The organism is Halosimplex halophilum (genome assembly GCF_004698125.1).
In the GTDB taxonomy this organism is placed as follows: Archaea; Halobacteriota; Halobacteria; order Halobacteriales; family Haloarculaceae; genus Halosimplex; species Halosimplex halophilum.
In genome coordinates this window covers 589794-611894 of record NZ_SRHV01000005.1, presented here as the reverse complement: position 1 = coordinate 611894, position 22101 = coordinate 589794, and the positions used below count along the sequence as shown (strand labels likewise).

The following is a 22101-nucleotide window of genomic DNA, read 5'->3' as shown; positions in this document are numbered from 1 at the left end:
GATCGGTACGCCGATGCGCGTAAAGCAGTTCCGTTTACAATGCAAGCAGGGGCGGCCAGTGGGGGCGAGGGGGCGACAGGAGTCGCGAGACCAGTAGCCTCAACTACGGAGGCTCCGAGTACGTATCCAATGCGGCCGACGAGTCGGTTCTGGGCGCTCGCGGCGCTGGCAGCCGCGGCTGGCGGGTGGGCCGTCGTGGTCGGCCGGCCGGTCCTGCTCGCGGGCGTCTGCGGCGTCTGTGCGTGGCTGCTCGCCCAGCAGTACCGCTTCGTCGCGGCGCTGCGAACGGTCTCGGGGGCGCTCGAACTCACGCAGTCGAGTTCCGCGTCACGGACGGTGACCGGCGCCTCGACCTTCCTGACCGTCACCGCCCGGGTCGACCCCGCCCACTCGCTGACGCTGCGGGTCGACCCGGAGGCGCCCGTGGGCGCCGACGGCGCCGTCGAACCCCTGTGGCTGGACGGGCGGGCGACGGAGACGACGGGCACCTACGAGTTCGAGTGGCCCGTCGCGGGCACCTTCCGGGTCGGGGCGCCGACGGTGACGGCCCGCGACCGGCTCGGGCTGTTCGAGCAGCGCGTCGTGCCCGACGCCCCGACGCCGACGGTCGCGGTCGAGCCGCGGCGACCGCGGACCGTCCACGTCGGCGAGGGCGGCGACCCGATCGCCGCGGGCTTCGGCGACCACGACGCGGGGCGGTCCGGGCGCGGGCTGGAGCCCGCGGAAGTGCGCCGCTACGTCGCGGGCGACGCCTTCCGCCGGATCGACTGGAAGGCGACCGCGCGGCTGAACGAGACGCACGTCCGGGAGTTCACCGCCCGGACCGAGCGGGAGACGCAGCTGTTCGTCGACCACCGGGCGACGATGGCGACCGGCGCGCCCGGCCAGACGAAGCTCGACTACGCCCGCCACGTCGCGCTGGCGTTCGTCGACCAGGCCGGGGAGTCGGCCGACCGGGTGGGCTGCGAGACGGTCGGCGACGAGGGGGTGACCGGCGTGTTCGAACCCCGGGCGGACCTGGACCACCTCCGGGCGATCCGGCGCCACCTCGACGCCCTCGACCCCGGAGACGACGCCGACCAGCGACCGGAGCCGACGAGTACGACCGGGGAAGCGTCGTCGCCCACGCCGACCGCGCCGGACCGCGTGCGGGCGACGCGCCAGCGGCTGGACGGCGACGAGTCGGCGTTCGCGGCGCGGCTGCGGCCCTTCTTCGACCGGCCGGACGCGTACGTCCGGGCCATCAGCGACCGCCCGCTCTACCGGGCCGTCGAGGCGGCCGCGACGGGGGCCGGCGCCCTGTGGACGGTCGTCGTGACCGACGACGCCAACCGGACGGAGCTGCGCGAGGCCGTCAAGGTGGCCCGGGGGCGCGGCCCCGTGCTCGTCTTCCTGACGCCGACGCCGCTGTTCGAGCCGGGCGGGCTCGACGACCTCGACGCGGCCTACGACGCCTACGTCGACTTCGAGGAGTTCCGCCGCGAACTGGCCGCGCTTCCCGAGGTGTCCGCCTTCGAGGTGGGGCCCGCCGACAGGCTGTCGACCGTGCTCGCGGAGGCACCCGGCGAGGACCGGGCGCGACAGCGGAGGGGACGATGAGCACGACGCCGTCCGGGTCGGCGAGCGGCCGCTCGTCCGCGGCGACGGACGACGAGGGACGGCCGGCGACCGACGGTGGGGAACGGCCGGCGACCGATGGCCGGGGGCCGGACGAGCGGGACGGACAGAGTTCGGGGTGGGCCGACGACCGCTGGCGCTCGGGGATCGACCTACTCGTCTTCGCGGTCGTGGGCGGGTGGCTCTGGCTGGTCGCGGGCGTCCCCGGCGTGGCCGCGACGGTCCTGCTCGCGCTCGCCTGGGTCGTGCTGCCCAACGTCGCCGTGTTCGCGGCCGGACAGATAGCCGTGGTGGCGCTCGTCCCCGCGGAGACGCCGCTGACGACGACGGCCGTCCCGGTGGTCGCGCTGGCCGGCCTGCTGGTGACGACGACCGTCACCGCGCATCGGGTGCGCGACGCCTTCGCGGTAGTCGTCGCGCTGGCGCTGGTCGGGGCGCTCGCGGCCGGGACCTACGCGCTCGCCGGCAGCCTGTGGGTGGCCGTCCTCGCCGTCCTGCTGGCGAGCGCCGCCGGGTTCGTATCCCTGGATTTAATCGCCCTCTCCGAGTTCGGTGATCCAGATGAGTCGTGACGACGCCGTCGGCGACGGGAGCGAGGCGCCGGCGAGCGACGCGGCCGCACCCGGATCTGAGGAGGCCGCGATCGGGGTCGAGACGAACACGGCCGGCGCCGACGGGTCTCCCGACGCGGACGAGCGGTCGCGCGACGACCTCGTCGTCGAGCTCGAACGGCTCCGGGAGCGCAACCAGCGGCTGCGGGCGACCTACGAGCGGGCGCGGACGGCCCAGTACCGCCGGACGGCACTCGGGCTTGCCGCGCTCGGACTCGTGGGCGTCGCCGGCGCCGGCCTCCTCCCGAGTCTGCGGGACGTGTTGCTGGTGCTGGGCGCGATCGGGCTGTTCGGCGGCCTGCTTACGTACTACCTGACGCCCGAGCGGTTCGTCGCCGCAGACGTGACCCGGAGCGTCTACGAGACGCTGGCCGGCGACCGGGTCGAACTGGTCGCCGAACTCGGGCTGGCCGACGAGCGGGTCTACGTCCCCGTCGGCGAGAGCGAGAGCCGGGTGCGGCTGTTCGTCCCGCAGTACGAGGACTACGCCGTGCCCGGCGACGACGCGCTCGCCGACTCGCTGGTCGTCCCCGACGCGGAGGGCGGCCGCGGCGCGGCGTTCACGCCGACGGGGGCGCCGCTCTACGAGTCGTTCCGGGAGTCGCTGCCCGGCGAGCCCGCCGACCGCCCCGCCGCGCTGGTCGAACAGGTCGGCGACGCGCTCGTCGAGCAGTTCGAACTCGTCGACCACGCGCGGGCCGACGCGGGCGAGCGCGGCCGCCTGACCGTCGGCGTCGGCGAGACGGTCTACGGTCCGGCCGACGGGTTCGACGCGCCCGTCGCCTCGCTGTACGCCGTCGCGCTGGCCCGCCGCCTCGAACGGCCGGTCCGGCTCGACGCCGACCCCACCGAGGGCCGGGACAGCTACCTGCTGACCTACCGGTGGGACGCAGACGAGTCAAGCGAGTAGGTACTGTCGGCGCCCGGGACGCGGGAAGCAGACCCTGTTTCGTTCTCCCGTTCAGTCCTGTTCTGCGCTCTCCGCGTCGGGTGTCTCCGCTCCCGGCACCTGTGCGTCTTCGCCGCCGCCGGGCGGGACCACGGAGTCGAGCACGTCGGTGACGACCGCCGCGCGGTCGGCGTCGCCGAGTTCCGCCTCGGTGCTCAGGATGAGCCGGTGGACGAGCACCGGCTCGGCCATGGCCTTCACGTCGTCGGGGATGACGTAGTCGCGGCCGAAGATGGCCGCGCGGGCCTTCGCGGTGTTGAGGAAGGCCAGCGTCGCCCGCGGCGAGGCGCCGTGTTCCACGTCGCGGTGGTCGCGGGTCCGCTCGACGACATCGACGATGTACTCCTCGATGCTGTCGTCGATGTGGACGTTCGCGACGGCCTCGCGGGCTGCGCGGAACTGGTCGCGGGTGACGACCTGCTCGACGTCCTCGGGGGCCAGCGTCGGGTCGTCGTGGAACCGCTCGATGAGCGCGAGCTCGTCGTCCTTCGAGGGGAGGTCGACGGACACCTTCAGCTGGAAGCGGTCGCGCTGGGCCTCCGGGAGCTCGAAGATGCCCTCCATCTCGATGGGGTTCTGCGTCGCGATGACCATGAACGGGTCCGGCAGGTCGTGGGTGTCGCCCTCGATGGTGACGCGGTTCTCCTCCATCGCTTCGAGGAGGGCGGACTGGGTCTTCGGCGTCGCGCGGTTGATCTCGTCGGCGACGACGACGTTCGAGAAGACGGGGCCGCGCTGGACCTCGAAGCGGCCGGTCTCCTCGCGGTAGACCTTCGTGCCCGTGATGTCCGCGGGGAGGATGTCCGGCGTCATCTGGACGCGGTTGTACTCAAGGCCCGTCGCCTGCGCGAAGACGTTGGCGAGCGAGGTCTTCGCGACGCCCGGCACCCCTTCGAGGAGGACGTGCCCGCGGGTCAGCGCCGCGATGGTCAGCAGGCCGACCTGGTCTTCGAGGCCGATCAGGACGGTCCCGATCTCCTCCTCCAGGGCGGCGTACAGCTCCGAGGGGTCAGTCATCGTCTTGCCCTTTCGACGAGCGGGCCATAACCCTGTCCGTTACCCGCCGGACGCGCTCGGCGTCCCAGTCGGGGTGGCGCTCCCGGACCCACGCCGCGGCCGCCTCGCGGTCCGCCCCGGGGCCGACCGGCGCGTCGAGTGCCGGGTCGGGCTCACCCGGGGCGAATCGGTGTCGGGCCCTCGCGGCGAGCGCCCCGGCTTCGCTCAGGTACGTGACGACGAGCACGAGCGCGAGGCCGACCGTGATCTGGAGCAGCGGCGCGCCCCTGAGCGCGAACTGCGCGCGGACGAGCGGGGGGAGCGCATCGAGGTGGGACACGTCGACCAGCGCGGTATCATGGGAACCGAGGAGCGTCCGCGCGAACGCCCGGTTGCCCTGCCGGTCGAGCATCGCGTTGATGAAGATGCTCGGGTCGCCGACGGCGACTACGTCGCCCGCGCCGACCGACTCGACGGCGGCGACCGGATACCGCTGCATGGTCTCCGTGTCGTCCAGGTCGCCGTCGAGGTTCGTGTCCAGATAGCTGTAGTTACTGGTGGTCGCGAGGACGGTCGCGTTGCCGGGTTCGACCGGGGTCCCGCGATTGAGGGTGAGTCGATCGACGCCCGCGGTGTAGGGGTGGTCGGTGCGGGCGTCGGCGACGGGGAACGTCGGCGCGGTGTCGTGGTTGCGTTCGTCCCGGAGGAGACTGCCGTTGAACCGCACCTCGGCGCCGATGGCCTCCAGGAGCGCGTCCGGCTCCGGATCGAAGTCCTCTGCGACGATCAGTGTCCCGCCCTCGCGGACGAACGCCTCGACGCGGTCCGCTTCTCTGGGGGTGTACTCGGCGTCAGGCGAGAGGACGATCGCGATGGACTGGTTGGGTGGGTGGTCGGCGTAGGTCGTAGTGTTCTGCAGGAGGACGGTCTCACTGTCCTGTCGGTCGGCGAGGTCCCGGAGTTCGCTCGCGCCGTCCCACGCCGAGTTGTACGCGCCGAAGGCCGCAGTCGACGTGAGCCCGCCGTAGAGGAGCGTGATAGCGAGCACTGTCGCGAGGGCGACGACGAGCGCCCGCGGGTACGAGACCTCGCGCCACGGCGGCGTCATGGGAGGACACCCGCCGGCAGGATGGCAAGGATGCGTCTGACGACGATGTACCCGAAGACGATCAGGCCGACGGCGACGATCCAGCGGAGTCGCCGGCGCCACTGCGGCGTGACCGTGGCGGGTGTGGCGAGTTCGAGCGTGATGAAAAAGCCGATCAGCGCGACGACGAAGAACAGTTCGAGAGTGAGCGCGTCGAGGAGCACGAGCACCAGGGCTGTGGCGAGCAGCCAGACGAGATTGCCCTGCACGAAGCGTCGGCGACCGGTAAGGCTCATGCGATATCGACCTTCTGCGTGTGTTTCACGGGACGGGAGGAGTTCCTAAATAAGAACCGAAGACCACCCCCGGCGAGATAGCTGGGACGGTCAGGGGTTGACGATCCGGGAATAGCAGGACTCCGTCCGGTCGGCGACGTTCTCCCAGTCGTACGCTCGCGCCGCTTCGACCGGGTCCCGGGGCGGGCGCTCACCGTCGAGCGCACGGTCGAGCGCATCGACGATCCCCTCGACGGTCGGGTCGGTGACGAAGCCCGCATCGCCGACGACCTCGCTCGCCGCGCTGAAGTGGTGGTCCACCGTGATAACCGTGCAGTCGGCCGCCATCGCTTCGAGCAGGGTGATCCCGAACCCTTCCCTGAACGACGGCGAGACGAACAGCGGCGCGGCCCGCATGTGGGCGAGTACGTCTTCGTATTCGTCGAGGAATCCGAGAAACGTGACGCGGTCGGCACAGTCGAGTCCGGCCACGTGTGCCTCCAGCGATTCGCGCATCGGGCCGTCGCCGATAATCCCCAGCGTCGCGTCGGGGTCCGCCCGGCCGAACGCGTCGAGGAGCATGTCGACGTTCTTGTCCTCGATGAGTCGCCCGGCGTAGAGCACGTCGTACCCGTCCGTCGCCGGTGGACCGTCCCGGATCGACGCCGTATCGATCCCGTTCGGGATGACATCGATCTCGTCTCGCGAGGGGCCGATCCGTGTCAGTCGTTCGGCAGTCATCTCTGACGGCGTTACGGGATGGCAAGGGACTTTCGCCGTCACTCGCTCGACGAGGTCACCCACTCGGCCGAGCTGTCCCATGTAATCGAGCCAGTAGTCGCCCCACACCTCGTGCCACGTCACGACCAGCGGCGTCCTCCTGAGGAGCGTCCCAAGCCACAATGTCGAGACGTGGAAGTACGGTGCGACCGGCGTCACGAGGAGGTCGTGGTCGTTGCGGAGCACGGCGGGTAGCGAACGGGCAGCGAGTCCGAGCGCGCTCGGGATCGACCGGCGGTCGCCGTCGGCGTAAATCTCACCAGCGGGGCCGATCGCCCGGAGCGTCATCCCCTCGTGGGTCATCGTCTCCGGACCGTCCCACCAGTGTCGCGAGTAGACGGTGATATCGTGGCCGCGGTCAGCGAGCCGCGTCCCCACCTCGTGGATCCGCTTTTCCACACCGCCCTTCACGAACGGGTAGACGACGGGCGTGAGATAGGCGACGTTCACACGCGATGATCTGTCCGCCTTCGTATGAGGATTAGCATTTGCGGAAGAAGTGTGGAAGAAGGAGTCTTTATACAGTCTCGTGTGGAACGGTAACCCAAGCAGAATGTCTGACAGGCCAGATATATTCCTGTTCACGATCGACGCGTTACGGGCCGACCATCTCTCGTGTTACGGCCACCACCGAGAGACGCCGTTCTTCGACTCGCTCGTCGACCGGACCGTCTCGTTCTCGAACGCCTTCTCCGTGAGCTCTCACACTCGGGAGGCGATGCCGCCGCTGCTGTCCGGGGAGCGACCGTCCGAGTTCGCGGCGAACGGGTTCGTACAGGTACCCGAAGAGGAGACGCTGGCAGGTCGCCTCCGGGCGGAGGGGTACACCACGGGTGGGTTCCACTCCAATCCGTATCTCTCGCGGGCCTACGGGTTCGACGCCGGGTTCGACGAGTTCTACGACGACCTCGTGTTCGGCCAGAACAAGCTCATCGCGCTCGCACAGCAGGCGCTCGACCGGTTCGTGTTGAACCGCGGCGGCCAATACTACGCTCGGGCCCCCGAGATCAACGAGCGGTCGCTCGACTGGCTGGACGATACGGACGGGCCCGTCTTCCTCTGGAACCACTACATGGACCCCCACGGCCCGTATCACGCGCCCGATCGCCACTACGCCGAGCGGGAACTGACGGCGAGCGAGGCCGAGTCGCTGTATCGACGGTCCTGGAAGAAGCCCGAGTCGATCACCGACGAGGAGCAGCGACTGTTGCGCGACAGCTACGACGACGAGATCCGGTATCTGGACGGGAAGCTCGAATCGTTCTTCGACGAACTCGAGCGACGCGGCCGGCTGGAGGACGCGCTGGTCATCGTCACGGCGGACCACGGCGACGCGTTCGGCGAGCACGGCTATTACACACATCCGCGCTACCTTCACGACACGCTACTGCATGTTCCGCTGTTCGTGAGTCCGCCCGGCAACTCCGCAATGGAGGTGGATACCCCAGTAAGCACACTGGATGCTGTACCGACGATCCTCGAACAAGTAGGCGGTGACCTCGATGGTGTTGCCGGGACGCCGCTGGTAACCGCCCGAGAGAAAGGGTACGAGATCCCGGACCGGGAGGACCACGTCTTCGCGAGTGCAACCGGAGAAGATGAGGACGAAGGCGTTCGACGGTTTGCTGTTCACGGAAAAAGATGGAAAGTATTTATTGAGATGAAAGAAGACGGTAAGATACTCAATACTGCTGTCTACGACTTAGAAACAGATCCAAGGGAGGTAACGCCACTTAGTCCCGAAGAGTCAGAGCGTTCCAGAGAACTCTTGAAATATCTTAAGTCCTTCAGTAGTAGACATCCAGAAAGCTCGGAAGGCACAGGCCCCAATGTGGAAACGTCAGGTGAGATCGAAGACAGATTAGAAGCGCTTGGCTATAAATGACAACCCTGATGGGCCCGAATGTAAATTCATTGCACGTAATTAGAAGGGATCGCCCTAATTTAGCAGTACTCCCTCAGTTCGGAATACATGAATTGTAATTGTATTATTAATTGGGGGAGAAAACACACCTGACATGAGTCTTCAAGATAAAAATATTGCGATGCTATATTATGGTGAGCAACCACATCCAGCGCACACTGGATTTGCTGACGCCATAGGAGCTGATTTTATTTGCTGCAATCCACGATCAGATGGGTCCAAAATAGATTCACCACTTAATGAGTTTTTCAACGGATTCTCTTTGCCAGATTACGACATATATATTACAGAAGGGTCACGTCCATTGTACTCAGGTATTGCAGCAACTATCTTTTCTGATTCGAATTTAATATATTTGGGAGGAGATCATCGTCTCCGTGAACTTTCTTTGGGGGGGTTCCCAAACCAAGCGCAAACGGATACTAGGTACTTACGGACCAGGTCCAAAATATTACAATTCCTTTGCCAACACTTTATTGATGGCGCAATAGCTGTTTCAGCGGATTCAGCAACATTCCTGCAGCAACTATTTGGATCACCATCTACCGTGAGAACAGCCAAACCCTATGTTCAAAGGGATGTTTTCAAATCTTTGTCCACATTGTCGACAGATCTAGAGTCAAAAAAAGTGGCAGTGATCGCAAGTGCAAATAGGGGAAACGTAGGGGATTACAAAGGCATCGACATGCTCGTCGATTCTTGGCCAGATGTACGTAATCATTTTCCAGACTTAAAACTGGAAATAGTAGGGAAAGGCCATCAAGCCAAGCACGAGAATACGGAGGGGGTCAGAGTTAAAGGATACGTTGAAGACTTAGATACGGTGTTTGAATCAATCGGTCTGTACGTACAGCCTTCGCGATTAGAGGTCTTTGGTGTCTCTGTTATTGAATCCATGGTGGCAGGTGTACCTCCATTAGTAACAGAGACAACGGGCGCTAGCTCAGAGCTCAAAGGAATTGAACCAGCCCTCGTAGTAGATCCAAACCCAGAATCAATTGCCAGTGGTATTGTTCAATATTTTGATCGAACAGTGGCTGAGAGAGAAAATATTGCGAAGGAATGTCGTGAGTATGCAATGTCATTTTCCCCGGATGTTCGGACAAAGATCTTTCACGAGGAGTTTAAATCATTAATTGATGAGATCCAATGATTTGGTTCCATGTTTGATTGGGTCCGACATAACTATTGACAAGAGCCTATCGAACTGTATATGAATGTCTCATAATTTGAATATATAATGCTATGTCTACAGTTACTCGGTGCTATTGTAAGAAAAACGTATCTCCGGCCACCTAAGCCCGCAGAACCGCTTTCTAGAATCACCCCATTTTCTGTCGCTAAATCCGTGAAAATATAGACTTGGCCTCTCTGAATTCGTGACTGATCTATCGTTGCCGAGGTTGCTGAGAGTTCCCTCAAAGGAATATCTGTATCGGGATCTTGGGATGTTAAAAAGTCGTCTTGGAGATATTGATTTGACCACTCTTTACTTTCAAGGTTGGGAGATGTTTCATATGTTCGAATATGTGGAACTTCATCACCTATGCTTGACAATGCGATTCCAGCCACTGGAGAGGCTAGAGAAAGTATTGCGAAGACAGCGATGATGATGGCACAAATTGTTGGTCGATATGATTTAGACCAGACTTTGACAAGAATTAGAATCCCGATAACCATGACGATATTTAGACCGAACATACCCAGAAGAGAATATATTCTGGGAGTTGGAATGTCCACAGCGTTTACAAAGACGCTGAATCCAATTATGGACATTCCAGTGGCGATCCACGTGTTGATAGCATCATACGACCACTCTCTGTAATCAAAGGCAGTACTAACCCCGGTGACGCTTAGAGTAAACAGTATCATCTGACCGGCTGTGGAAAACAACAGAAGGGATAATGAAAGCGTAGAGTACCTTCCACCAGAAGTTCCAGTTGACGCGGAACCGGAAAATTGGCCAGTAGCAGCAAGCGTCGAAAGAATAAGACTAGCGAGTCGGTTTATGAGACTCCCTTTATCAACGAGTGAGTACCCTAAAAACACGACAATAGTAAAGAACACAAATGCAGTCGTTGATCGAATTCGGGTTGGGGAAGAATAGTCAAGGTTCTTGCCTAAATGAGAAAACCTGCTAAAGGCCCAGATAACTGTAATTACCATAATAGCTGCTCCTGTACTGTAGGTATGGCCAAATACTAAGCCAATTACGCTTAATATGCCAAGTAGTACGTAACGGCGTGAATCCCGGTTTGAATACGATAAAGCAAAAAAGGAGATGATAACAATAACAATGAGTGGTTTAAAGAAGTTCATTTTATTGGGGTAAAGTCCACGCCGAAGTGTGAATCCCATTATCCCGAAAAATAGGGCCGCAAAGAGTGCAGTCCTTTTATCGATCGACTTGATGACTCGATCAATATAACCAACTAGAGCCACGGAACAGATGAGAGCACATGTAGAGAGAGACAAATATAGATGATCAGTTGAAAGTCCGCTTAGTTCAGAAGTTATAGCGACATATATCATATGTGTAGGAGTGCTCTCATACAGCGAAGGAGTTGGGACGGCATTATTTTCAAGGATAGCTTTTGTCGCCGGAATAAAAGATACAGTATCTGGTGCATATGCACCCGCAGGATATGTGAGCTGCGTACTCCAGTACGTTACTGAAGTTAACACAACAAGTTGAGCTAGGACCTGTCGGCGTGGTTGGCCAATATATATTTGGTACCCAATAAATCCAGACGTTCCACCAAATAGGATATAATGTGAAAGGGGCCGATAGCCGTTTACAGGTTGGTATATTGCTATTGAGAGTGATATGAATATCAAAATAATGATAGTTGGAGCTCGCCAATCAAGTGGCCGTTCTTGATAAGAGGGAGTAGAGTCTGAACCGAATAGCCGGTTTCCCACTCCAAGTATCCCACCCAATAGGGCCCCGAAGACAGGACCAAGAAACGCCCAGAATTCTAACACAAGAACGAGTGCAGTTGCTCCAAAAGCGGCTAAGAGAATAAGATAAGGAGCAGATCTTCGCAAGTAGCGCGCCAAACGGGCCGTTTTCATTCGTCCACACTAAGCATAGCCAAGGTCTTCGAGCCGTTGATGGACTGCTTCATCATCAAGCTCATTCGTCACAAGTTCGTATTCGTCCCGCTCCTGTGGGAGTTCAGTATCAACGTCAAAGTAATCCAAGATAGACGGACCTACATCTATTTGATTGGATAGATCGAAATCAGTAGTTCCCCCCCAAACGCCCTGTCTAGTATCGTGATCCATTTTTAGATCTTTATCAACACGAAGTGGTGAAGTAGGTGCCATTCCGTGGTCTGATAGGATAAGGACATCATCAGGATCTATCGAACTCACCAGATCACTTGAGATTTTATCAATTCGATCATACACATCTTCAATAATCATCTTGTCCTCAGTTGCGTGTAAGACATCGTCAATGCTTCGCAGCATAAGGAACCCGAACGTAGGATTTTCTTCAGATGAGTTATACACATGCTTATAACGCTCCGATAAAGATCCTGATTTTTGCAAATGTGCGTCAGCATATTCTGACTCATCAACAGACGAATCATTAACTGGCGACGGCAGATCGACGTAGTACCCGTTGTGAGACCCATCGTAGATCACGTCCTCTAATTCTGGGGGATAAACAAGCGGTTGTGTCGCTTCTTCAGGACGCGGTGCAGGTATACCTGACATCAGCGATCCATTAATTTCCCAAGGTGGATAAGTAAGAGGAAGGCCAAATACTTGCGCTGTTCCGGGTAACAGGTCCCATATACGTTTGAATGGAATATCTGAACTTTGGATGTGAGACTTCTCCGCATCTACTCGACCAGTATCGGTCGCGAGCCGCCCTATTCCTTCACTCACTAGTACCCGGCGGAAGAAATCAGGAACCGCCTGATTCCTTGCCATCAGAGAGACTCCCTTCATGAGAGGATGGCCAGTATATTTACCATAGACAAACCCCAGAATTTTGTGCTGACGAAAGCCAGCACCAGTGGTCATCGTTGTCCAAGCATTAGCACTACTGATGTATGAGGCGTCGTGGAACAATCCTTCCGGATATAGATAATCCTTGTGCGAAAGCCCATCCCAGAATGGGAGGTCAAACTCTTTTAAATGACGGTAGCTTGCCCCATCCCAACCGATGACAAGTAAATCCATATATCTGTGTATTCAGGTCAGCTATCTATTTTCTTCGGTGTGAGCTAGTACACCAATTCATCATATACATTCTCAACTCGTCTCGCTACATCCGCCCAACTAGAAGACTGACCGAATCTTTTTGCTTCATCAGACATTTTCTTAAGGTGTTCTGGATTCTTTAATTCAAGTATTCGCTTTGCAAATTCAGATCTGTCACGTGAAATCAAATATCCATTGTTTCCGTCGTTAACCACAGTTGATACACCACCAACATCTGTTGCAACAACCGGAGTTCCACAAGCCATCGCTTCTAATAGCACAAGCCCTAGTCCTTCATATCTAGAAGTCAATGAAAATACATCAACCGAAGAATATAGTAGCGGCAGTTCGTCATCTGGCACATACCCTAAGAATTTGACCTGCTCTTTAATTCCTAGGGACTGTGCCAGTTCACGTAAACGATCCTCATGACGGCCAGTTCCTCCGATAAGCAGACGGACATCAGGAGAGTCAAGTTCAGCAATGCCACGAATTGCAAGTCCAATTCCTTTTCGTGGTCCTAGACGACCAACCGTTAATATATTATACAATTTAGGGTCTACTGCAGAGTGTATCTTGTTTTTAGGTTGAAACCGTTCAGTATCAACACCATGTGGTATCATCGTTGCTTTGTCTGATATATTATAGTAATTTGATAGTTCATTTTCCACATGTTCACTTATAGCAATCACACTATCTACAGTTCGAGCCGCAATATTGTCAAGTACGAAATTACCAGGATGCAGCCCATATTTCAGCAAATAGTCAATAAATGAGTCAGGGTTGTGTGAACGGAATTCACCTAGCGATGTGCCGTGGCTGGTCAACACTATTGGTACATCGGTCATTCCGAGACCTGGTGTCAAGGCGATCGTAGAGGCTGGCATCATTGTTCCATGAATAATATCATATTCACTGAAATCAACTACAGATCGCGCCCTAAGACTATAATAGATAGTTTCTAGTACTGGTATCTTCCTTCGCTTAAATAGACGTTCTACTGTAACACCTGACGGATGATCCAGATCTTTTGGAAGCCGCTCAGTAGTTGCAGTATAGACATCAACTTGATGTCCACGTTGAGCTAATGCTCTTGACAATTCATATGCATAAGTTTCAGCACCTCCTGAGTCGGGAGGGTACATAATTGAGAGGAGAGCAACCTTCATTGAAGACTCCGTGATCTAGCGTTCATGTTTGGTTAGTAGCATCCGATTAGGCGATTTTGAAGCTTATTTGAGATTGTTTTTAATATATCGATTTTTAATGAGGGTGATTCAACACTTCTATTTTAAATGTTGATTGAGAGCGTGCAGAATTATGCCGGTAAAGCTAGAGAAGATACCTGTAAGCGTGAAAAACACGGATATGATTGCCAATCCAAGTGGGAATGAGCCACTCGCAATGAAATTCGAGAAACACCAATATCCGAAGCTAATTCCAATAACCGTGCTCACAAACCCGGGAACTCCTAACGTAGATATCGGCCGCTGACGCTCAACAGTCTTTAGAATATTATTCACCAGTGTCAGTCCATGAGAAATAGGATTATGTGAATTTGCATCTTCTACTTCATAGTCAATAGTAGTACCAACTTCTTTGATTTTAAATTGATTTTCATGGACGTGATATAGAATATCAGTACTTGCACTCATTCGGTCACCAATCTCACCGTCTGTAGCTAATGATTCCAGTAGATCAGAGTCGTATGCTCGGAACCCACTCTGCGTATCCTGAACCCGTGACCGCGGGCGGACGACGCCCATACTCAGGTTTGTCAGCGTGTTCACGATCCAGAGACCGAACCGGCGATACACGGGTGCGTTCGTATCCCCGTTGCTAGCGAATCGGCTCCCGATAATCAGGTCCGCATCACCTGACTCCAATTCACCAGCCAGTCGCGAAATGTCCGAGGGATCATGCTGGCCGTCAGCGTCGATCACCACGAGTGAACCAACGTCCCGATCTGCTGCCTCATCGAACAGCGTCTTCAACGCCTGCCCGTAGCCCTGGTTCCGTTCGTGTTCGATAACTACAGCACCGGCCGAACGAGCCTCCGCAGCCGTATCGTCGGCCGACCCGTCGTCAACGACCAGTACCGAATCCGCATGCGCCCGCGCCTCCCGCACAACGTCGCCAATCGAACCAGCCTCGTTGTAAGCCGGAATCCCGACCACAGTCTCGCCGGAGAATTCGACATCCCGTTCGGTGACGGCGTCGACCTGAATCGAGTTCTCGGTGATCGCAGCGAGCGTCTCGTCGTAGACGATCCGCTCACACTCGGGCGGCGGGACGATGACGGCGTCGTAATCCTTGACCGAGGCAGCGATCGCCAGCTCCTCCTTGTATCGCTGGAGGTCGCCGCTGGCCTGCACTCGGACGATCTCAACATCGAACTGTTTCGCGAACCGGACCGTTTCGGACTCCGTTTCGCCGGGCTGTAACACGAATACGTCGTGGCCCCGGTCGAGCGCGCGATGGATCGTCCGCAGCGCACCGTCGGTGTTGTCCGCCGTCGCGATCACACCCACCGCGACAGAGTCGGCCCGTTCCCGTTGCCCTTCCTCTCTGGTCTCGATAGTTTCACCGGACATCAGTATCACCTACCCCCGCTTCGCGAACGCTCAGGACCCGCCCGCCGCCCCGCTCGAATCCGATACCGACCGCGGAACAGGCATCCATCTCAGCTACACGCGCCGCTCCAGAACGCTGTTCGGCACTTGGACGGCCGCTGTGTATGCCTGTCGTCGGTCGCATCGTCCACCTACCCCCGCTCGGCAACACCACCCACGGAATTGCCGAGCGGATATACTTCCACGGCACCGGATTACGTCTATGCATTTCTAGAGTGTAAACAAGCTAACTTAACTTTACTGGAAGCCGGAACAATTGGGAGGGGACCTACGGAATCGGAAAGGAAACGATCACCAGCGAGCGGCGCTAATAGCGGTGATTCGATATTCCGAACTATTCGGTCGAAACGGCGTGTACGTACACGTCGATTCGAAAGCGTTCCCGATCGCGCGCGACGTGGTTCGTCCTGCCTCGCCGGCGATGTGGTGTTCGTACGAGCCCCCGATCTGCCGCGCGCGAACCGTGGTGCTATCGCGCAACCCCACTGTCGAGCGCGGGGCGCACTGTACGAACTGTTCGGACAGCTCGACATCGCAACCCACCCGAACAGCAATTCGAGTGAACCAATCCTCGCTCCGATCTTCTCCTTTCCTCCACCTTCTAAATATCACTACTAGATACGATTATTTGGAAAATGGCTTACTAGCACCTTGTCCAGCTTTTTGAGGTTTTTCTAGAGCATATTCTCAGAATTGATACTGTATACCGGGACGTTAAGGGAACCAACTGGTTTCGATATGGTATGCGCGTCGAACCGTGCCGATGGACGACCTCGGACGAGATCGCGACCGAGGTGGAGGGCCGATAGGAATGCCGGAAATTCTGCCGCAACTGTTCAACTCCTACGTGGAAATCCACACTCTGCAACTGGGCCTCCTGCTGGGACTGTTCGTCGGACTCGTGTACCGTGATTACCCGCTGCTCGCGTACGCGCTCCTGTTTCTCGGGGTGCTGTCGGCGTTTGGCAACGCCTCCCATATCGGGTTCCTTCCGAACAGCGGAATCCCGACGGAGATCGAGCGGAAACCGTGGTACTTCCTGAGCGCGCTCTACTTCACGACGGTCGTCAACATCCTGGGTATCAGGTACAAACACTGGATCGCCAGCCGACTCCCGATCCTGTCCGGCCGCTCCGGCTCCGAAGACATCCGGACGACCGAAGACCGGGCGTGACCGGACCGTCCGAGTAACGGAACCGTTCAACCGCAGTCGAAGGACCTCGCGGCGGTCATTGCCTTTCCTTACTCGGTGACGTCCCACCCTATCGATCACTGTTGCGAACTTACTCGGCCGCGCATACCTGGTATCTAGTTGATAATTATGGATTCCGATCCAGTATCTCTGAACCATGCGACCGACACGACGAACGGTACTGAGAGGAGTGGGTGCGGCGCTCGTGGGTGGCGGAGTGCTGTGGAACGTCCAGCGTGAGGTCACGCCCGCGTTCGGAGCGAGAGTGCTCCTCGCGAACGGCGGGCGAGCGGCGACGATCGGCGTCGGCGAAGACAACGAGTTCCGCGGGTTCAGCGACACCGTCCGTATCGAAACGTCCGAGGATCCGACCGGATCGGACGGCGACGACGAAGACGACGGTCAAGGACGGGGAGACGAGAGCGGACAAGGTCAGGGAAGCGAGAGGGGAAAAAGCCGGGAAGGCGAAGGGGGACAAGGTCAAGGAGGCGAGAGAGGGCAGGGTCGAGGAAACAGAGAGGACGGCGTCGTCCGGATCACGTCGCTCCCGAAAGCGGAGGACACAGACGACGGCGGAGACGAAGACGAACAGGAAGAGACCAGCGACGACAGCCGGGAACAGAACGACGACGAGGCCGTGACGTTCGATTACGGGATCTCCGTGGTGAATGTCCGGAATCGAAACCTCACGGTCCGGGACATCTACGAGTACGAACCCGACGGCGACGAGGGGCGGAGCGAGAACGAGGATAGGGGCGACGATGAGGAAGACAATGGCGACGAGGCGGACGGAACCGAAAGCGACGACGAGGCCGACGAAGACACCGAACAAGTGGATAGCGGGTTCGTCTACGACTGGCTCGTGACGGACGAGGACGTGACCGGCGTCGGGACCGACCACGAGATGGAGAGCGTCGGGCCGGACGAGGCGTGGCTCCTCCTGCAGACCGGGGAGACCGAAGAAACGGAGACGGCGACGGACACGCCGACCGACGACCCAAACGACGGCACGGAGACGGGGACGCCCGAGCCGGAGCCGTCGGTCGTCGACGGCTTCACGCTCGTCTTCCGGACGATGTACGCCGACCGCGAGCCCGGGGCGTGGCACACCCGGACGGTGACCGACGAGTTCCGCGGGATCGACGACCAGCCCTGGAAGCGGTTCTCCCAGGAGACCTACGAGTTCGTCCCGGTCGGGTTCGATCTGCTGGAGGCGTACGGGGATGCGACCGTCCACGCCGTCGGCGTGGGTCGCGGCGATCCCTTCTACGGCCCCTCGAAACTCGACACCTACTACCGCGACCTGTTCCTCAACGGCGAGCGGTACGACCTGCCGGTGACCTACGCGACCGATCGTGGTCGGTCCGACGAGGCGATCCGAACGCAATAACACGCGTCCAGTCATAGCGATTCTAATTTCGGTTCAATTGATCTATAGATCACAGCTTATCGAAATGTACGTATTTCCTGCCAGGCCCAGAGACAGAGGATCCTTCGGTGTCCTATGGTTCTAATGTCTCCCGCAGAAATCCCTGAGGGGTATCGATAAGATGTCTTAACAATTTGATATCGACGTTGGGATTTCCCCTTATAGAGGGTATTATACCAGACTTCACCTCCCAATCTGCTCAGTACAGAGCGTAGCGTGAACAATGACGAGTCGGCACTCGTCCGTGCGCTCAACGACGACGACGAACTGTACTCGAGGGCTACGACAGCGTTTAAACTGCCGTCGACAACGCCCCTATCGCAGATTCTGGATTTCCCCGCGGAGACATTCTCTTGGGGGGTCGCGGAGCAGGCAGCAGCGAGGAGTCCTACGACGAGACCGTACATCGACTGCAAGCGATTCAAGATCGAAGGGAAAAACAATAACTCGAATATCCAGTATTTGGTGGGATAGACGGACCAGTTCTGAGCGGCGTCGAACCAGACGACGGCGCACTCATCGACTTCTGAGTAGAGAATCCAGGGAGCGGGGATGCGATTCGAGCGGAAAAGGGGACGGAACTATGGCTCTAGGGGATGAACGTTGATCGTGCAGACCAATACGCGATCAACACCGGCACCTCGTCGTTTCTCAAGCGGTGCTACATCGGGACTGGACAGAAATAAAGGGCAGCCAGACAGCTGGGATGCGACTCAACGTCCGCCAGTCACTCATTTCTAATAATATCATCCACGACGAACTCGGACACGGCATCGAGACGGGGATCATCTTCGACCACCACGAGCGGACGATGCTCAACAACGTCTGGGTCATGCTCGACAGCGCGTCTGGAGGGCAACGTGCGTTCGACTGGGAGAATACCTCCAAGGCCCACGTCATCTATAACAACGTCTACATCGGCGAGTCAACCAACGCGGACGGCGATCTTCCCGAAGACGTACAACTTCGTGGGAAGGACAGCATCGCAAACAACGTGATCATCTCAAACACGGGCTTGGATCTTTCGTTCGCCGATGACTTCGTTTTCAGCGACTACGTCGACAGCTCGGTCACGCACGGAACGCGGACAGTTGTCAACGGCTGGAGCGTCAATGACGGCAATCCTGCTACAACGGGACAGTGGAACGGTCACGCCGTGTTCGCTGCGAAGACGAAGGCGACAGTCTATGACACGAGCGCATCGTCTCCGCTCCCGAACTACTCCGCACAGCCCGATGGATCGGGCGGATACGAATGGATTGAGGAGTCCGTGACCGCAGCTTGACATGGTCTGCCCTATATAAGTCGCCGCGATCAGGTTATTTTGTGGTAACTACAATCATTAAATCTAATACGGTTTAGCAAATGTTCTACTCTATCATGACTGGGGTGGCTCCAGAAGAGCATATTGATGCGAAAGGAATGAAGATTTTAGCAGCTGCTGTTTTGCTTATATATGGTCTCGGTATTCTGACTAACATTGGCGGGTTCAAGCTGGCAGAGGCGGCATTTCAGGGTCTTGCCTCAAAATCTCGGCATGAAAATTGAGAAAATAAAATTTGGGTTATGTTATCCGAAGGTGACAGCGGCTGAACTTTGGCGGAATTACAAAGTATCGAAAGATCCGCCTTACAATCCTGAAGGGATTAATGTTCATAATCAAGACTGGGATATCCTTCTAATACTGGACGCTTGCCGATATGATCTATTCGCCGAACGTAATTCGTTGGAGGGGGATCTCTCAAAAAGGCGATCGCGCGGCTCGACCAGCGAGGAATGGATCCGGGGGAATTTCTCTGATGGTTCGTACGGAGATCTGGTCGTCATATCGGCAAATCCGTTTTATAGGCAGCTCGCTGAGGAAGTAGGAATCAGTGTTCATCGGTTTGAATGGGTCGAACCAAAAGACAGTAGTTCAGGGCTGACACCGCCAGATGACATCACCGAGAGAACGTTGGAAATGATAGAAGAATTTCCGAATAAGCGAATTCTGGCTCACTACATGCAACCACATGCCCCGTACCTCGGTCCCAGTGGTGAGGATGTTTCATTTCAATCTGAACCCCTTCAGAAAGCAGTAAGGAGAAACGACATCTCGGAAAACAGCATCCGAGAAGCTTACAAGGAAAATTTTGATCTCGTGCAGGAGTCGATTCAACCAATTATTGAAGGTTCATTCGGTAAGACGGTAATATCTGCTGATCATGGCGAGATGCTTGGTGAGCCATTGTTCGGTAATATTGGGTCGTTCTCGTATTATGGCCATCCGTATGGGTGTGGCGTTAGTTGTGTTCGCTCGGTCCCTTGGTTCGTTTCGGCGAATTCTGAGGACAACCGGCGAGAGATCATCTCAGAGGGAACTAACCCAATCAATTCAGCAAATGTAGATGAGCAACTCCAGGCGCTTGGTTATCTGTGATTGGTCCCTTCGATACGGTTGCAGGTAACTCCAAGGCCCTGCTCAATCAATATTATACCACCCATCAGTTTATCGGACGGTGAAATGATGGATATCGCCAAATCAAGTCTCAAAGTCTTCATTGCGCGAGTCTGTAATTCGCTCGCAAGTTTCGCAGCGGTTGTGATATTTTCCAGAGAATTGGGAGCTTCACCCCTCGGCACGTATTACCCTTTCATTGCCTTCCTCTCGATAATGGCGATCCCAGCAAATTTCGGGATATCGTATGCAGCAGAAAAGCGAATTAGTGAGGGTGAAGATGCGAGTCAGTATCTTGCGACCGCAATCATAATGAAAATTCCCCCACTTATTTTCATTGCAGCCGCAATACTGCTATTTGGCGGTTATGTTAATCAGTTTCTTGGTGCAGATCTCGCAGTTCCTCTGGTGCTGACGCTTTTTATTAGCCAAGCCGGGAAATTTTCTATCAAGATCCTCCGAGGTGAGCTTCGTGTAGGTGAAACCGCCTTTGTTGAAGCTCTGCGCCCACTTGGTTGGCTCAGTATGGGCTACCTGCTCTATCTTCAGGGAATGGGCGTATATGCGTTGGTTTACGGCTATCTGTTTGGATCCCTTCTAATGGTTATTGTTGGATGGTGGAGGGTTTCAACAACAATAGGGCGACCAACAATGAAGCATGCACGGTCCTTGTTAGATTACGGGCAATTCAATATGATCTCTTCGGTCGGAGGATCCTTTTACAGCTGGATGGATGTACTAATTCTGACTGCCTATGTTACCATCGGGATCGCTTCTTCTCGAGTTGAAATAGGGGCTTATGAAAATGCTTGGCGACTCTCACTTGTTGTCATGATGCTCACACAATCGATATCTGTGTCGATTTTCCCGCAGATGAGTCAATGGGATGCAGATGGGGAGGTTGATCGAATTGAATCTCTCATTCCTAAAGCCTTGCTGCCGGGGCTATTGGTCGTTATCCCAGCGTTTGCGGGGATTTCGGTTCTTTCACGGGATCTTCTTGGAGTCCTTTTTGGAGCGGAGTTCACAGTGGCGTGGATCGCCCTAATTATCTTAGCAGGTGAGAAAATATTGCAATCGATGCATTCGATTTTCGGTCGCGTCCTCTGGGCGATAGATCGGCCGGCAATAGCAGCCTATGCGATGGTGATAACTATGGCCATCAACCTGGTGGGGAACATCATATTGATCTGGCAGTTTGGAATTGTCGGTGCGGCCTTGGCCACAACAATGGCCTCCGCTGTCCTCCTCATATTGCAGGTTGCATATCTACGCCGGTTCGTAGCGATATCGTTCCCGGTTCAAGAAGTGGGATGGGCGGCCGCTGCATCGGGCTTTATGGCATTTTGCATCTACGCGGTCCGCTCGGCTATTGAGGTGAATTCGATAGTAGATCTGTTGTCTATCGTCCTATTTGGCGGTCTCATTTACTCAGTTGTTCTGTTTAGTTATACACCGGTTCGGGAGTCGGCTCAGAAGGTCCTTCCTCATACCCTCAGTCAGTACGTACCATAACCCAAAACGTTCTGAATTGGTCGTATATTCTGTACGCATGCTAACCAGCTTATTCAGCCGATTCTACGGTGAAAATAACCTCGCCACCCAATAGATCGTTCTATGAAAGCCGCATAACAGCCATATGAGAGTCAGCGGTACGCTTGCTCGACAAAGGGTTCAAAGGGTTCATCGCCCATCTCAGACACACCCCTAACCGGCGGCGGTGATGATCGCGCCTACGCCACCAGTACTCACAAGCCAATAAAGCGTACGCGATACCCGCCCAACCAGAAGACAGACAAATGCAGTGCGGTCGGCGCGCGCTGTCGCGGCCTCCGTGCCGCGACGAAATCGCGCGAGGGATTCGCGACTCGTGTGTCGCGAATCGGTTGGGGAGGCCCGTGGCCGTCTGCGGTGCCGTGCGGTCGCGGTCCTGGCGGACTGAAAGGGCGAGGCACG

Annotated in this window: 19 protein-coding genes; 11 read left to right on the top strand and 8 right to left on the bottom strand. The window is 57.2% G+C overall.

The genetic code is table 11. The features are described 5' to 3' along the window. The first annotated feature begins 129 nt into the window (after nucleotides 1-129). Genes E3328_RS19285 through E3328_RS19275 form a run of 3 tightly spaced genes read left to right on the top strand, consistent with a single transcriptional unit; the run spans nucleotide 130 to nucleotide 3138 of the window. A complete protein-coding gene (locus E3328_RS19285) occupies nucleotides 130-1599 on the top strand; it encodes a DUF58 domain-containing protein (protein WP_167837482.1) in 1470 nt (489 codons plus the stop codon). After that, on the top strand, nucleotides 1596-2189 hold the full coding sequence (locus E3328_RS19280; protein WP_135366265.1) for a DUF8163 family membrane protein: 594 nt from the start codon (nucleotides 1596-1598) through the stop codon (nucleotides 2187-2189). Before E3328_RS19285 ends, E3328_RS19280 begins: the two co-directional genes overlap by 4 nt. Further along, entirely contained in the window at nucleotides 2179-3138 is a 960-nt protein-coding gene (locus E3328_RS19275; protein ID WP_135366264.1) for a DUF7982 domain-containing protein, read from the top strand. Before E3328_RS19280 ends, E3328_RS19275 begins: the two co-directional genes overlap by 11 nt. 51 nt (nucleotides 3139-3189) lie before the next feature. Here E3328_RS19275 and E3328_RS19270 read toward each other — a convergent pair whose 3' ends face one another. From E3328_RS19270 to E3328_RS19255, 4 genes are all read right to left on the bottom strand, one after another. Beyond that, on the bottom strand, nucleotides 3190-4194 hold the full coding sequence (locus E3328_RS19270; RefSeq protein WP_135366263.1) for an AAA family ATPase: 1005 nt from the start codon (nucleotides 4192-4194) through the stop codon (nucleotides 3190-3192). Continuing rightward, nucleotides 4187-5281: a DUF4350 domain-containing protein gene (locus E3328_RS19265; RefSeq protein WP_135366262.1), complete on the bottom strand. Its 1095-nt coding sequence runs from the start codon at nucleotides 5279-5281 to the stop codon at nucleotides 4187-4189. The genes E3328_RS19270 and E3328_RS19265 overlap by 8 nt, the downstream gene beginning before the upstream one ends. Further along, nucleotides 5278-5556, bottom strand: coding sequence for a DUF8044 family membrane protein (locus E3328_RS19260; RefSeq protein WP_135366261.1), 279 nt, complete (start codon nucleotides 5554-5556; stop codon nucleotides 5278-5280). Before E3328_RS19260 ends, E3328_RS19265 begins: the two co-directional genes overlap by 4 nt. A 90-nt stretch (nucleotides 5557-5646) precedes the next feature. Then, nucleotides 5647-6765, bottom strand: a complete 1119-nt coding sequence (locus E3328_RS19255) for a glycosyltransferase family 4 protein (RefSeq protein ID WP_135366260.1) — start codon at nucleotides 6763-6765, stop codon at nucleotides 5647-5649. Nucleotides 6766-6868: 103 nt separating this feature from the next. On the opposite strand from E3328_RS19255, the gene E3328_RS19250 reads away from it, so the two are divergent. Together E3328_RS19250 and E3328_RS19245 are read left to right on the top strand one after the other, a co-directional pair. Continuing rightward, on the top strand, nucleotides 6869-8200 hold the full coding sequence (locus E3328_RS19250) for a sulfatase (protein WP_135366259.1): 1332 nt from the start codon (nucleotides 6869-6871) through the stop codon (nucleotides 8198-8200). A 133-nt stretch (nucleotides 8201-8333) separates the two neighbouring features. After that, the gene (locus E3328_RS19245) at nucleotides 8334-9392 is read left to right on the top strand and encodes a glycosyltransferase (RefSeq protein ID WP_135366258.1); all 1059 of its coding nucleotides are present in this window, start codon (nucleotides 8334-8336) and stop codon (nucleotides 9390-9392) included. 32 nt (nucleotides 9393-9424) lie between these two features. Here the strand turns inward: E3328_RS19245 and E3328_RS19240 are convergent, their stop codons facing one another. The 4 genes from E3328_RS19240 to E3328_RS19225 all read right to left on the bottom strand — a co-directional run bounded on the left by E3328_RS19240 (nucleotide 9425) and on the right by E3328_RS19225 (nucleotide 15048). After that, a complete protein-coding gene (locus E3328_RS19240) occupies nucleotides 9425-11314 on the bottom strand; it encodes a hypothetical protein (protein WP_135366257.1) in 1890 nt (629 codons plus the stop codon). A gap of 9 nt (nucleotides 11315-11323) precedes the next feature. Beyond that, nucleotides 11324-12433, bottom strand: coding sequence for an alkaline phosphatase family protein (locus tag E3328_RS19235; RefSeq protein WP_135366256.1), 1110 nt, complete (start codon nucleotides 12431-12433; stop codon nucleotides 11324-11326). 44 nt (nucleotides 12434-12477) lie between these two features. After that, on the bottom strand, nucleotides 12478-13623 hold the full coding sequence (locus E3328_RS19230) for a glycosyltransferase family 4 protein (RefSeq protein ID WP_135366255.1): 1146 nt from the start codon (nucleotides 13621-13623) through the stop codon (nucleotides 12478-12480). 117 nt (nucleotides 13624-13740) lie between these two features. Continuing rightward, complete coding sequence (locus E3328_RS19225) at nucleotides 13741-15048, bottom strand: glycosyltransferase family 2 protein (protein ID WP_135366254.1); 1308 nt, start codon at nucleotides 15046-15048, stop codon at nucleotides 13741-13743. Nucleotides 15049-15850: 802 nt separating this feature from the next. Between E3328_RS19225 and E3328_RS19220 the strand changes: the two genes are divergently transcribed. From E3328_RS19220 to E3328_RS19200, 6 genes are all read left to right on the top strand, one after another. Then, entirely contained in the window at nucleotides 15851-16261 is a 411-nt protein-coding gene (locus E3328_RS19220; RefSeq protein ID WP_135366253.1) for a hypothetical protein, read from the top strand. Nucleotides 16262-16436: 175 nt separating this feature from the next. Beyond that, entirely contained in the window at nucleotides 16437-17669 is a 1233-nt protein-coding gene (locus E3328_RS19215; RefSeq protein ID WP_135366252.1) for a hypothetical protein, read from the top strand. Nucleotides 17670-18414: 745 nt separating this feature from the next. Then, nucleotides 18415-18993 (top strand): hypothetical protein, encoded by a 579-nt coding sequence (locus E3328_RS19210; RefSeq protein WP_135366251.1) that lies wholly within the window; start codon nucleotides 18415-18417, stop codon nucleotides 18991-18993. A gap of 95 nt (nucleotides 18994-19088) precedes the next feature. Continuing rightward, complete coding sequence (locus E3328_RS22230) at nucleotides 19089-19256, top strand: hypothetical protein (protein ID WP_167837481.1); 168 nt, start codon at nucleotides 19089-19091, stop codon at nucleotides 19254-19256. Then, nucleotides 19246-20127, top strand: coding sequence for an alkaline phosphatase family protein (locus tag E3328_RS19205; protein ID WP_135366250.1), 882 nt, complete (start codon nucleotides 19246-19248; stop codon nucleotides 20125-20127). The genes E3328_RS22230 and E3328_RS19205 overlap by 11 nt, the downstream gene beginning before the upstream one ends. 84 nt (nucleotides 20128-20211) lie before the next feature. Continuing rightward, a complete protein-coding gene (locus tag E3328_RS19200; protein ID WP_135366249.1) occupies nucleotides 20212-21660 on the top strand; it encodes an oligosaccharide flippase family protein in 1449 nt (482 codons plus the stop codon). Nucleotides 21661-22101: the final 441 nt, after the last annotated feature.

What these genes read in the sequence shown, in the direction of transcription:
- E3328_RS19285 (WP_167837482.1), top strand. Translation starts at nt 130, where the DNA reads ATGCGGCCGACGAGTCGGTTCTGGGCGCTCGCGGCGCTGGCAGCCGCG.
- E3328_RS19280 (WP_135366265.1), top strand. Translation starts at nt 1,596, where the DNA reads ATGAGCACGACGCCGTCCGGGTCGGCGAGCGGCCGCTCGTCCGCGGCG.
- E3328_RS19275 (WP_135366264.1), top strand. Translation starts at nt 2,179, where the DNA reads ATGAGTCGTGACGACGCCGTCGGCGACGGGAGCGAGGCGCCGGCGAGC.
- E3328_RS19270 (WP_135366263.1), bottom strand. Translation starts at nt 4,194, where the DNA reads ATGACTGACCCCTCGGAGCTGTACGCCGCCCTGGAGGAGGAGATCGGG.
- E3328_RS19265 (WP_135366262.1), bottom strand. Translation starts at nt 5,281, where the DNA reads ATGACGCCGCCGTGGCGCGAGGTCTCGTACCCGCGGGCGCTCGTCGTC.
- E3328_RS19260 (WP_135366261.1), bottom strand. Translation starts at nt 5,556, where the DNA reads ATGAGCCTTACCGGTCGCCGACGCTTCGTGCAGGGCAATCTCGTCTGG.
- E3328_RS19250 (WP_135366259.1), top strand. Translation starts at nt 6,869, where the DNA reads ATGTCTGACAGGCCAGATATATTCCTGTTCACGATCGACGCGTTACGG.
- E3328_RS19245 (WP_135366258.1), top strand. Translation starts at nt 8,334, where the DNA reads ATGAGTCTTCAAGATAAAAATATTGCGATGCTATATTATGGTGAGCAA.
- E3328_RS19240 (WP_135366257.1), bottom strand. Translation starts at nt 11,314, where the DNA reads ATGAAAACGGCCCGTTTGGCGCGCTACTTGCGAAGATCTGCTCCTTAT.
- E3328_RS19235 (WP_135366256.1), bottom strand. Translation starts at nt 12,433, where the DNA reads ATGGATTTACTTGTCATCGGTTGGGATGGGGCAAGCTACCGTCATTTA.
- E3328_RS19230 (WP_135366255.1), bottom strand. Translation starts at nt 13,623, where the DNA reads ATGAAGGTTGCTCTCCTCTCAATTATGTACCCTCCCGACTCAGGAGGT.
- E3328_RS19225 (WP_135366254.1), bottom strand. Translation starts at nt 15,048, where the DNA reads ATGTCCGGTGAAACTATCGAGACCAGAGAGGAAGGGCAACGGGAACGG.
- E3328_RS19220 (WP_135366253.1), top strand. Translation starts at nt 15,851, where the DNA reads ATGGACGACCTCGGACGAGATCGCGACCGAGGTGGAGGGCCGATAGGA.
- E3328_RS19215 (WP_135366252.1), top strand. Translation starts at nt 16,437, where the DNA reads ATGCGACCGACACGACGAACGGTACTGAGAGGAGTGGGTGCGGCGCTC.
- E3328_RS19210 (WP_135366251.1), top strand. Translation starts at nt 18,415, where the DNA reads ATGCGACTCAACGTCCGCCAGTCACTCATTTCTAATAATATCATCCAC.
- E3328_RS22230 (WP_167837481.1), top strand. Translation starts at nt 19,089, where the DNA reads ATGACTGGGGTGGCTCCAGAAGAGCATATTGATGCGAAAGGAATGAAG.
- E3328_RS19205 (WP_135366250.1), top strand. Translation starts at nt 19,246, where the DNA reads ATGAAAATTGAGAAAATAAAATTTGGGTTATGTTATCCGAAGGTGACA.
- E3328_RS19200 (WP_135366249.1), top strand. Translation starts at nt 20,212, where the DNA reads ATGATGGATATCGCCAAATCAAGTCTCAAAGTCTTCATTGCGCGAGTC.